Raw genomic sequence first — 12,100 nt, 5'->3', positions numbered from 1 at the left:
ACATGGCGACAGCATTGAATAAAAATATTTGTTTTATTGGCGGCGGTAACATGGCGCAAGCCTTAATTGGTGGATTACTTTCTCGTGGATTACCGACTACACGGATTACCGTTTCTGACCCTGTAGAGCAAATTCGCCACATCCTAGAAGAAAAGGGAATTCAGACCACCATAGACAATGTGGAAGCGATTAAAAATGCGGATGTGGTGGTGTTGGCTGTTAAACCACAAGTCTTGGCAACGGTATTACAACCATTAACAGGCCTGTTGTCAGATAAACTAGTCATTTCAATTATTGCGGGTGCTGAAATTCAAACCATTTCAGATTTAATTGGCGGTAGTCAACGCGTTGTTCGTGTTATGCCAAACACCCCCGCATTGGTACAAACAGGTGCACACGGTATTTATGCATCTGAAGCTGTGGGTACGCAAGATCGTGAGTTAACCAGTCAAATTTTAGCGGCGACAGGTTTAACCATATGGGTGGACAGTGAAGCACAAATTGATGCGGTTACCGCCGTATCGGGTTCAGGTCCTGCGTATTTCTTCTATTTGATGGAAAGTATGATTCGTGCAGGTAAGAACTTGGGCCTAGATGAGAAAGTCGCGACTGCTTTAACATTGCAAACGGCATTAGGTGCAGCGCAAATGGCGATTACCAGCTCAAACTCTCCTGCAGAATTACGTAAAAATGTGACATCTCCAAACGGCACAACCCAAGCAGCTTTAGAAGTGTTTGATCGTGCGCAGATTTCACAAAATATTCAAGCAGCGCTTGCAGCAGCTCAGAAGCGTAGCCAAGAGCTTGCGCAAGAGTTGAGTGACAAGTCTAAATCGGTTTAAGTAGGATAAGACAATTATGGGTGCAAGTTCTGCGCTAATTTTTGGTGTTTTGATCAATGTTGCGATTTTATTGGTCTTTTTCCGTTTTTTAATGCAATTGGCGGCAGTCAGTCCCTACAATCCTGTGGTGCTTTCTACAGCGAAAGCGACCAGAATTGTAGATGTTTTTAGCCGTATTTTCCCAACAGTCGGCAAAGGGCGCGTGAATTTAGCAGCAGTTGCCTTATTGGTGGTGCTGTATTTACTGAAAATGTTTGGTCTGATGTATTTGTCTGGACAGATGCCGCATAGCGCTGTGTATTTGGTGATCACGACTTTTGTGACCATGATTCAGGACTTGATCCGTTTCTGTCGTTACTTGATTTTTGCAACCATCATTCTCAGTTGGGTGGTGATGTTTACCCAGTATCGCTCGCCTTATATCGAAGTGATTCAGGAGCTAGCTGAGCCATTGCTTGCACCATTCCGTCGTATCTTACCGAATATGGGGATGATTGACTTATCTCCAATTCTGGCATTCTTGGCACTTTACGTGGCTGAGATCTTGATGAATGAAGCGGCTAAAGTTCTGTTAACCGGTCTTTAAGCGGTATGGCTTCAATAAAAAATGGGCATCTTGCCCATTTTTTATTTCTTGATCCAGCGTTGTCGGATCGCTCGATTGAGTGGGTTGGAAAAGTAGTGTGCAATCAAGCCACCGAGTCCAATCGCAAGTAAAAAATAGATGAATAATAATAGTAGTTTGATATTGCCTTCAGTCAGGGCAGGCGTATAAAAAAGTTTAAAAGTACCTAAAATAATCAGATGGAATAAATAAATTTCATAACTATTCTTGCCGATCTCCTGTAACCACTTAAAACGCGGCTTCGGAGTTGTGATCTGTTCATTGGCGATATTTGCCAGAATCAGAATGGCGGTTGCAAGTGCAAATAGACTAATGTCCCAAACACAGTTTTGTTTAATCGGTGCTGAAAAGTAAATGAATAGCATTGCAGTAATGGCAATGATTTTTAGCCATCGCCAAGTTTGGGCTTGCAACTTCATTTGAGGTGCGATTAATGCTGCAATGCAACCAAAGGCAATCCCATCAAAACTGGAGAAGTAATGATAGAGGTAGGCACCACTTTCCTCACCGTAATGTAAATATCTAAAATACGGTGCAAAGAGAATCACGGCAACACAGACAAATAGAAAGCAGGGGTTTTTCCTAAATAGCAGTGCTGTCAGCGGAAAAAGCAGATAAAACACTTCTTCAACCGATAACGACCAGAGCACCCCAAGTGCATAGTTGACCCAACCATTTTCAATGATCAGGATGTTCATCCAAAAGGTCAGTGCTGCCAAGTTGACCGTTGACTGGGCCACTACAATGCCATTTGGAGCTTGGGTTATAAAGGGTTTAAGTTCCAATGCTCCTAGCAAATTCACCAGACAGATTAGCAAAATCAAGGTCGGCATGATGCGAGCAAATCGTGAAATATAAAAGTCCCGAGTATTGACCTGATGGAGTGCACCCCAGCGCTTGATGGTATGTGAGGTGATTAAATAACCTGAGATCACAAAGAACATGGTGACCCCATAGTTGCCGTTTCGGGCTAAAAGCGTGGTAATACTTTCGCCAAAAACCTGAAAGCCGATTGAGGTGTCGAACAGCTTATAGGGGATATTAAAGTGATGCAGTAACACCAAGCAGATTGAAATAAAACGCAGTGAATCAATGGAGTGATAACGGTTAAATTGAACTTGAGAGCCTGTAAATTATTTTGTGTAAGTTCCATTTTTTATAAATGATCTTTTAATCGATCATCGAACTGAATCGTAAACCAATTCATTGCTAAACGCCAATTGAACCGTACCGGGTTTGTCGGAGACTTTTTTATTTAAGTTAGGCCACCTGACCTAACGGGTTAATCTTATCATAGTACATTGCTTCAAACTCAAAAGGCGATACATAACCCAGTGCACTGTGTACACGCTTTTTATTGAACCAATCTACCCAGTTTAGTGTCGCAAGTTGTACATCTGCTAAACCTTGCCAATCTGCTTTTAAATATTCAATCACCTCTGTTTTGTATAAGCCATTCACCGTTTCAGCCAGAGCATTATCGTATGAATCACCTGTCGTACCGACTGATGCTCGTAAATTTGCAGCATCTAAACGATTGGTATAGCGAATAGAAAGATATTGAACACCTCTATCGGAATGATGAATCACATTCTTTGGCATGCCTCGATCGTGCAATGCTTGCTCCAATGCATCGAGCACCATATCTGTATTCATCCGTGTAGATACTTTCCATCCAACAATTGCTCGTGAGAACACATCAATAATAAAGGCGGTATAGACCCAGCCTGAATGTGTTTGAATATACGTAAAGTCACTGACCCATAATTGGTCAGGTCGATCAGCACTAAAATTCCGTTTCACTAAATCATCTGCTCGTTTTTGATCATCTCGGCTACGGGTGGTTTGTTTATTCTTACCACGCCAAACACCTTGTATACCTAGCTTTTGCATCAATCGAGCAACTGTACAACGTGCAATAACATAACCCTCACGTTTCAATTTTTGCCAAACTTTACGTACACCATATCGACCTGAACTTTCTTTCCAAATACGTTTGATTTGCTCTGCATGATGTAAATCATGCAGAGCACGTTTCGCTCGATGTTCTGGGTTATCAACGAAATCTAAAGCCCGATAATAGGTCGAAGCTGCAATCGGTAAAATTCTACAAATCGCTTCAACACCATATAACGCCTTATTGTTATGGATAAAATCCACCATTATTTGTGTGGGCGGTCGAGCTCCGCCTGGGCGAAAAAAGCGGCTGCTTTACGTAGAATTTCATTGGCACGTTTTAATTCTTTAATTTCACGTTCCATTTGCTTCATTTTTTCTTGGTCAGATACCTGTTGTACTTTGGCGGGATTTTGTTGATCTAAGTATTTTTGATACCAAACACGAAGTGTTTCAGGAGTACAGCCAATTTTAGGAGCAATTGCGGAAACTGCTGCCCAATTCGATGGATAATCTTTTTCAGATTCAATTAGTAATTGAACCGCTCTTTCTCTAATTTCGGGGGTATAGTTTGGTTTTTTCATCGGAATAGTCTCTCAGAATATTGAGTCTCCGACAAACCCGGTACGGTTCAAATTTTGAATTGGCATCGTCCATTTCTTCGCAGCATTTGATGTTGCTAAGTAAATGACCTTCTTTACTGAGTCATCAGATGAAAAGATTTTCCTCTTCTTCGTTGAATGGCGTATTACGCTATTCAACGACTCAATCGCATTTGTTGTATAAATTGCATGACGTATTTCGGCTGGATAGCTAAAGATCGTTCGGATATTTTCCCAATTGGCCCGCCAGGATTCTCCAATTTTGGGATACTGGTGATTCCATTGATCACAGAAGATGTCTAGGGACTTTAAAGCATTTTCCTCTGTACTTGCCTGATAAATCGCTTTCAGACCCGAGGTAACAGCCTTGTAGTCTTTCCAGCTTACAAATCTCAGGCTATTGCGTACAACATGCACGATACACAGTTGAATATCAGTATGAGGGTAAACGGAGGCTATCGCGTCAGGAAAGCCTTTTAATCCATCTACACAGGCAACAAGAATATCCTGTACTCCTCGATTTTTTAGCTCTGTCATGACTGACAGCCAGAATTTGGCACCTTCTGTCTGAGCAATCCACATACCCAGTAATTCTTTTTGTCCATCCATATTGATGCCTAAAGCAAGGTATACGGACTTGTTAATCACATTGGAGTGCTGACGGACTTTGACAACAATACAGTCAAGATAGACAACAGGATAAAGGCTATCTAAGGCTCTATTTTGCCACTCAGTCACTTGCTCAATCACAGCATCGGTAACTTTGCTGATGAGAGATGCTGAGACATCGGCATCGTACATTTCTTTGAAGAAGGCTACAATTTCCTATTAGTCATTCCTTTTGCATACAGTGAGAGGATTTGGTCATCCATACTGGTGATGCGTGTTTGGTGCTTTTTGATAATTTGTGGCTCAAATGAACCTTCTCGATCACGGGGAATATCTAAAGCCAGTTGTCCATCTTGAGTTGTAATGGTTTTAGAACTAAACCCATTACGGCTATTTGAGCCTTTCCTGGACTGATGCTTTTCATAACCGAGATGGTCTGAAAGTTCAGTATTGAGTGCAGTTTCAATCATGAATTTTTTAAAGACTGCTGTCATTTGGTTTAAGTCTTCTGGTGTTTTTAGACCTTTAGCCAATTCGGCAGCCATACTTTTGATTGTTGCTTCATCCATGTGAAGTACCTTTTGTAATTATCCTCTGAAGGATAAATGAAAATTAAGTACTTACACAAAATTTAGAACAGTCCCGAACTTGATTAAAGGACATGTTGCATTCCTATCTCCTTTGCGGATTAATTTTTATCAGTTATTCTTTATTATTGGTGTTCTTGTAGCGCAGGGGAGTTGATCCCCTGTCTGCAAGAAACTTTTATTGAGTGGTTGTCAGCGCTTAGTGAGCAGCGTCCCAGTTTGGACCTTGTCCAACTTCCACCACAAATGGCACTGAAATTTCCAATACCGATTGCATCACATCAGCAATTTGTTTTGAAAGTTCATCTGCAATTGCAGCATCAGCCTCGAATACCAATTCATCGTGTACCTGTAGTAACAGCTTGGCTTGATCTTTAGGTAGCATTTTATCGACTGCGATCATCGCCAGTTTAATAATATCCGCTGCGCTGCCTTGTAACGGTGCATTAATGGCTGCACGTTCAGCTGCCTGTTTAATCATTTTATTGCTGGCCATAATGTCTGGCGTGTATAGACGACGACCTAAAATGGTTTCAACAAAACCTTGTTCACGCGCAATTTGTCGTGTGCGCTCCATATAATCCAAAACACCTGGATAACGCTGGAAGTAACGGGCGATATAGCTACGCGATTCTTCACGGCTAAAACCGAGCTGCCGGGTGAGACCGAATTCAGACATGCCATAGAGCAGACCAAAGTTCACCGCCTTGGCTTGACGACGTTGGTCATTGGTCACATCTTCAATGGCAATACCAAGCACTTCAGATGCGGTACGACGGTGCACGTCCTGACCTTGTTGAAAGGCATGAACGAGCGCATCATCTTGTGAGAAATGTGCCATCAAACGCAATTCGATTTGTGAATAATCGGCTGCCAATAAGACGCGACCTTCAGGTGCAATAAAGGCTTTACGAATTTGACGGCCAATTGGGGTACGGATGGGAATATTTTGCAAGTTTGGATCGGTTGAAGACAAACGGCCTGTTGCAGTTAAGGCTTGGTGATAACTGGTATGCACGCGATGGGTTGAATCGTGTGATTGTTCAATCAAACGATCGGTATAGGTGTTTTTGAGTTTTGCCAGACCACGGTGTTCCAAAATCACTTCGGCTAAAGGATGCTCGATTTTTTCCAGAATACTTTCACTGGTGCTGTATTGACCTGTCGCAGTTTTCTTACCGCCTTTGAGTCCAAGCTTTTCAAATAGAACTTCACCGACTTGTTTTGGCGAGGCAACATTAAAGGCTTCGCCTGCCAATTCAGCTGCTTGTGCCTCAAGGCTTTGTATGGTTTTAGAGAATTCAACACTGAGTTGATCGAGGAATTGATGATCGAGCTTAATGCCATCTTCTTCCATGCCAGTGAGGACACGCGCAACCGGCATTTCGATGTTATGTAGGATATTGACCAATTCAGGATGGCTTTTTAGTTTTGCTGCTAACACTTCGTATAAACGATAAGTGACATGCGCATCTTCGGCAGCATAATGTGCCGCAACTTCAAGCTCAATTTGGTTAAAGGTTTTTTGTTTGGCACCTTTACCTGCGATCTGTTCAAAAGTTGTGGTCAAATGGCTGAGATAAAGTCGAGCGACATCATCCATACCATGTCGGGTTGCTGCGGCATTCAATACGTATGAAGCCAGCATGGTATCGAAATACCAACCTTGAATGGTAATGCCATGATTGGCAAAGATATGTGCATCATATTTGAGATGATGACCAATTTTCTTCACGTTTTCATTTTCAAGAATCGGTTTGATCTGAGCAAGAACCTGCTCGCGATTGAGCTGCTCAGGTGCACCTTCATAATCATGTGCAACTGGAACGTAATAGGCATCCTTGGCATCAAACGCCACAGAGAAACCGACCAGTTCGGCAAAACGATAATCCAGATTGGTGGTTTCCGTATCAATTGCAAAGTGATCGGCCTGCTGCATACGCTGTAATAAGACATCCCAATCGTGTTGATTCAGTACCGTATGATAAGTGGCTTCACCGAGTTGATCATCTTGACTAGACAGATTGGCGTGGTCTTCGGCAACCACGGGTTCTGCTTTTTGTTCAGCCTTGGCAATGCTTTGTGCCGTTTGCTGATAGGCTGAACTGTTTGGATTGTTTGGATGATCCAAAGACTGTAACTGATTACGGAATTCTAATTCAGTGTATAGATCACGAAGCTGCTCCACATTTGGATTAGACAGTTTCAGGTCATGCCAATCCAAAGCAAGATCGAGATCACAGACAATACTGGCCAGTTGGTGATCAATTTTTATATTGTCTACATTGTCTTTGATATTTTGGCTAATTTTGCCTTTAAGCTGATCAGCGTTGGCAATGATATTGCTGAGTGTGCCGTATTCATTTAACAGTTTCGCTGCGGTTTTTGCACCGACACCAGGTACACCCATAATACCGTCAGATGCATCGCCCATAAGCGTAAGATAATCAATGATTTGATTTGGATGTACACCAAATTTTTCAAACACACCGGCTTCATCTAAAACACGTTCTTTAAAACTGTCTTCCAGTTTGACATGTTGATTGACCAACTGTGCCATGTCCTTGTCACCTGTTGAGATCAAGACATGATGGCCTTCAGCCAAAGCGCGTTTAGTTAAGGTTCCGATGATATCATCCGCTTCAGCTCCAGGAAGGCTGTAAAGTGGAATACCTTGGGCTTTGATGAGCGCATGTAAATAGGGAATCTGTTGTGACAATTCCTCAGGCATACTTGGGCGATCACCCTTATAGATGGGTGATAGTTTGTGACGAAAGGTTGGCTCTGGTGTATCAAAAATCACAGCCATATGTGTCGGTTGGGTACGACGCATCAGTTTCTGAATGGCTGAGATTGCGCCACGAATGGCATTGGTATGTAAGCCAGTCGACGTGGTTAATGGAGGTAAGGCGTGAAAAGCACGAAATAAAAAATAAGACCCGTCAACCAAGACAAAAGGTGGCATTGCGCAAATCCTAATTATAAATTACTTAGTATTTTACGTGAAAAAGTGGTGGCTGTCTTATCTGAACTGGACAGAGAGCGGCTGCTTGTGTCGTTTAAAATTTGCAGTATTTTGTATGTAACAATACCTGCTGATCTGGTGATCAAGTAAGATAGCCGCAATGAAGCTGTCATAATTGATATAAGTCTATGTATAAAAAAGATAAACAGGGACTCATCGTCGTTTTAATTGGCTTGGCCGTGTTGCTTGTGGCTACAATTGCATTGAAGTGGCAAGGCACGATTGTTGCTGCTGGCATTGGCTTGACCGTTGTTATTGTGCACATTCTGTCAGAAATACATCAGCGTTTAACTCAGCTTGAGCAAGCCGCAACGAACCATGTCACACAACTGACGGGCATCGGCGTACAAAAAATTGTAATTTATGCGACCGCATTACTTGCACTGTTTGCCTATGCCAATACGTGGATGTGGCTTGCGGGTGGGGCGTTATTGGTACTGTTGTTCTGCTTGATTCAAACCATCAGTGCTTTTCAAACCCGATTGCTGCATTTAGAGCAGGTCGCAACACAATCGATAAAACAAGAGACTTCAATTCAGTCGCAGCCTTTTTCTGATGATCAGGGAATTGATCTCACTCAATCGGCAGCTTCTGCTACTGCAATTGTAGAGCAACCACAAACTGCTTGGATGCAAGCCAGTCCTGAATCAGTCCAGACAGCGACACAACAAAATTCAATTTCTCCAAGGTCTAAACCTAAACAGCCAGCTTGGTGGCAACCCGCACTGGATTGGATGATGCATGGCAATCCAATTCTCCGTGTCGCTGTCGCCATACTCATGGTTGGTGTGGTGTTATTATTACGTTTTGCCAGTGAACATTGGCAACTCAGCCTCGGTGTTAAACTGGGTTTTATTGCCAGCGCAGGTGTCATCACCACCCTTGCAGGTTATTGGCTGCAAAAGAAAAATCAATTATTTGCAGTTGCGCTACAAGGCGTCGGTCTGGCGGTTGTATTCCTGACACTGATTTTCTCACACCATTTTGCGGTCATTGCCAGTTTAAGCACGGCCAGTATTTTATTTGTGATTTTATTATTGGTGACGGTCTGTCTGAGTTTAAAGCAACAAGCCCTATATTTAGCGATGTTGGCTTTAACTATGGCTTATCTTGCGCCATTGCTAATTCCACAAAATCATCCTGATGTGATTTTCTTATTTGGCTACTACTTGGTCATTAACTTGGCTGTGGCTGCATTGAACTTTATTCAGCCATGGAAAATCCTGCATCAAATTGCCTTCTTTGCCACCATGTTTATTGGTGGATCAACAATTGGAATTTACGCAGAAACATCGCAGTTTAATACCTTGGATATGATTCTGTGGCTACATATGGCGCTGTTTATCTGGCTTAGTATTCGTTACAGCCAATTAATGGTGCGGGCGCAAAATCAGCGTTTAGCGTCAGATCAGCAAATCGGTCTGAAAACGCAGCGTTTACAACCGATTTTAGATGTTGGGCTAATTTTTAGTGTCCCTGTATTGGGCTTTTCATTACATGCCTATCTAATGCAGAACTCGACAGCAGCACTCACTTGGGGAGCGGTTGCACTCGCGCTTGTTTATATCAGTCTCAATGTTTGGATTAAACGTCAGTATCCCCAACTTTCAATTTTAGCCAAAAGCTTTTTCATCCTTGCCGTGGTCTTCGTTGCGTTGATTTTTCCATTGGCCAAAGGGGCACATTGGACATCAACAGGTTGGGTGATTCAGGGAACCGCACTGATTGTCTGGGGCGTGACCGAGCGTTACCGATTAAGCCGTTATGTGGGCGTGGCGCTGGTGCTGTTAAGTTCGATGGCATTGCTGTTCCAAGTCTGGTCAAATGATCATTTCCCGATCCTAAGTACTGCAATTTTTGCATTGGCTCAATTTATATCGGCGTTTTACCTACTGCATTACCAAGCAGTGGAGAAGTATTTCAGCGCACGGATGTTAAGTGGTGTATTTCTGGCACTTGGGCTGTATTCGGGAGCAATTGCTGGCGTTGAGTGGATGCAATGGCAACAGGATGGACTGAGCCCTTATCTTGCGATTGCAGCCACGTTGTTGCTGTTATTTAGTGTGGCTGTGTATCTTAAATCACGTTTGCAATGGGGCAATCTACAACTGATTTTGGCGGCGGTGTTATTGTTGCTGCTTTATGTGGAAAGTTTTGCTGTACAGATCTATTCGGTTGGGCATTGGCCAAGTGGTTTAAGTCAGCTGAGCTTTGCCATCGCTGCAACCTTATTATCATTACTCCTAATCAGCTTGAATTTGAACAAGCCGAAAGGAGATGCCAAGATTTGGGCCACTTTAGTCTGGCTGGGTTTAGCTTTGATTGGCCTCGCTATTTTTCCAATCATGCCGATTGCAGCACTTGGGTTAATACCTGTGAGCTATAGTGTCTGGTTGTTGCTATCCAATAGAACCTCGCTATTGCATCAGTTCCCTGTATGGTGTCTAACCCTCTTTTGGTTAGTGTTAATGAGTTTAGATCCAGATTCGGTGCAACAGTACTATTTCCTACCGCTTCTAAACGTCACTGATCTTTTGTCTTTATTGGTGTTTGCAGGTCTGATCTGGGTTATTTATCATCATGACTTTAGTGCAGAGCGTTCGATCGAGTGGGGCTTTAAAGTCAGTACGATTTTAATTGGCTTGTTGGTGTTGAGTAGCGTGGTGGTGCGTGCCATGCATCATTATTTGGGCACACCATTCTGGAGCGCAGCAATTTGGTCGAATGGTGATGTGCAACTCAGTCTGACGTTGTTATGGGTGATTTTGGCCTTTATTCTGATGACCTTTTCCAGCCGTCGCCACATCCGGCAAATTTGGTTTGTTGGTGCTGCATTATTAGCGATTGTGGTGGTGAAACTGTTGTTATTGGATCTATCACAAAGCGGCACATTGACTCGTGTAATTTCATTTATTGGTGCAGGAGTCGTGATGTTGGTGATTGCCTATCTGGCACCTTTGCCGCCTGCAATAGAACAGACTCAGAAAGAGCGCTGATTACTGCTCTTTCTGTTCTTTTTTGAGTTCTTTTTGATTGGCATATTGATCGACTTCATCATTTTCTAAGGGAAGTGGTCGATCAATCAGACCCATTTTCGGTACAGGAATTTCGATCTGATTTTGTAGAAAGCCATTACGGATACGTTCCTGCATTTCATCGCGGACTTTGAGTGAGTTTTCCTGACGACACCATACTGCAAATAATAGTTCGATTGAAGACTCCCTGAAAGCAGTCACGGTAACCGTGGCTTTGGGGTCATCCATCACCAGCGGGTATTTGGCGGCAACGTCTAACAGCACATGTCGCACTTTAATAATGTCTTCATGGAAATTAATTGCCAAGGTGATTGGAATACGCCGTATTGGATATTTGGATAGGTTCATCACCGGTGTTCGGATCAGCTGTTCATTCGGCAAACGAATATAAACATTGTCGAGTGTGAGTAATTTCACTGAAAGTAAGTCAATTGAAATCACTTCACCTTCAATGGTTTGACCCCGAATTAAAGTAATTTGAATCGTATCGCCGACTTCAAATGAACCTTCACCAATCAAGAAAAGACCACTGATCAAGTTGCTGGCAGAGGTTTGTGAAGCAAAACCCAAGGCAACGGTTAATATCCCTGCCGCACCTAAAAAGACACTGAGTTTAAAGCCTGCCTCTCTTAAGCTAGTCATAATGAACAGCAAGAAGATGAAGTAAAAAATACCTCGACGCCAGAGCAGGCGTTGATGCGCATTAAATCGGCTGCCTACAGTGCGAATAAAGGCATTCGAAACCAAACGAGCAATTAAAAAACCAATGAAACATAAAATAATCGCGACCACGATTTCACTGAGTCGCTCAAAGTTGATGTTGGTGAAAACATTGGTCAGGCTGCCAGCAACATCTTTGGGAATATTTGAATTCGGCAT

Annotated in this window: 7 protein-coding genes, 1 pseudogene and 1 other annotated feature; of the genes and pseudogenes, 3 read left to right on the top strand and 5 right to left on the bottom strand. The window is 42.8% G+C overall.

The window, feature by feature from the left end; genetic code table 11:
• The first annotated feature begins 2 nt into the window (after nt 1-2).
• Both proC and NQU59_RS00100 read left to right on the top strand, forming a co-directional pair.
• Entirely contained in the window at nt 3-842 is an 840-nt protein-coding gene (proC, locus tag NQU59_RS00105) for a pyrroline-5-carboxylate reductase (RefSeq protein WP_005239592.1), read from the top strand.
• A gap of 16 nt (nt 843-858) precedes the next feature.
• A complete protein-coding gene (locus tag NQU59_RS00100) occupies nt 859-1,428 on the top strand; it encodes a YggT family protein (RefSeq protein ID WP_257064433.1) in 570 nt (189 codons plus the stop codon).
• A 41-nt stretch (nt 1,429-1,469) separates the two neighbouring features.
• Here NQU59_RS00100 and NQU59_RS00095 read toward each other — a convergent pair whose 3' ends face one another.
• From NQU59_RS00095 to polA, 4 genes and pseudogenes are all read right to left on the bottom strand, one after another.
• Nucleotides 1,470-2,561: an acyltransferase family protein gene (locus NQU59_RS00095; RefSeq protein ID WP_257066066.1), complete on the bottom strand. Its 1,092-nt coding sequence runs from the start codon at nt 2,559-2,561 to the stop codon at nt 1,470-1,472.
• A gap of 166 nt (nt 2,562-2,727) precedes the next feature.
• Nucleotides 2,728-3,947, bottom strand: a protein-coding gene (locus NQU59_RS00090) for an IS3 family transposase (protein ID WP_107114716.1) whose coding sequence is annotated in 2 segments (ribosomal slippage) — nt 2,728-3,671 and nt 3,671-3,947 — 1,221 coding nt in all. Because the reading frame shifts where the segments join, the coding sequence is not laid out codon by codon here.
• Nucleotides 3,556-3,672 (bottom strand) — a sequence feature (AL1L pseudoknot). Its footprint overlaps the gene before it by 117 nt.
• 12 nt (nt 3,948-3,959) lie before the next feature.
• Nucleotides 3,960-5,143: pseudogene (locus NQU59_RS00085) on the bottom strand (IS256-like element ISAba26 family transposase).
• A 217-nt stretch (nt 5,144-5,360) separates the two neighbouring features.
• The gene (gene polA, locus NQU59_RS00080) at nt 5,361-8,126 is read right to left on the bottom strand and encodes a DNA polymerase I (protein WP_257064431.1); all 2,766 of its coding nucleotides are present in this window, start codon (nt 8,124-8,126) and stop codon (nt 5,361-5,363) included.
• A gap of 188 nt (nt 8,127-8,314) precedes the next feature.
• Here polA and NQU59_RS00075 point away from each other — a divergent pair, with 188 nt between their 5' ends.
• Nucleotides 8,315-11,182 (top strand): DUF2339 domain-containing protein, encoded by a 2,868-nt coding sequence (locus NQU59_RS00075; protein WP_257064430.1) that lies wholly within the window; start codon nt 8,315-8,317, stop codon nt 11,180-11,182.
• On the opposite strand, the gene NQU59_RS00070 is transcribed toward NQU59_RS00075, so the two are convergent.
• The gene (locus NQU59_RS00070; RefSeq protein ID WP_005239586.1) at nt 11,183-12,100 is read right to left on the bottom strand and encodes a mechanosensitive ion channel family protein; all 918 of its coding nucleotides are present in this window, start codon (nt 12,098-12,100) and stop codon (nt 11,183-11,185) included.

Origin of the sequence: Acinetobacter colistiniresistens (assembly GCF_024582815.1) — a bacterium.
In the GTDB taxonomy this organism is placed as follows: Bacteria; Pseudomonadota; Gammaproteobacteria; order Pseudomonadales; family Moraxellaceae; genus Acinetobacter.
This window is presented reverse-complemented; position numbering and strand designations above follow the sequence as displayed.

Excerpts from the sequence above, each read along its gene's own strand:
- proC (WP_005239592.1), top strand. The coding sequence starts at position 3 with ATGGCGACAGCATTGAATAAAAATATTTGTTTTATTGGCGGCGGTAAC.
- NQU59_RS00100 (WP_257064433.1), top strand. The coding sequence starts at position 859 with ATGGGTGCAAGTTCTGCGCTAATTTTTGGTGTTTTGATCAATGTTGCG.
- polA (WP_257064431.1), bottom strand. The coding sequence starts at position 8,126 with ATGCCACCTTTTGTCTTGGTTGACGGGTCTTATTTTTTATTTCGTGCT.
- NQU59_RS00075 (WP_257064430.1), top strand. The coding sequence starts at position 8,315 with ATGTATAAAAAAGATAAACAGGGACTCATCGTCGTTTTAATTGGCTTG.
- NQU59_RS00070 (WP_005239586.1), bottom strand. The coding sequence starts at position 12,100 with ATGCCGAATTCAAATATTCCCAAAGATGTTGCTGGCAGCCTGACCAAT.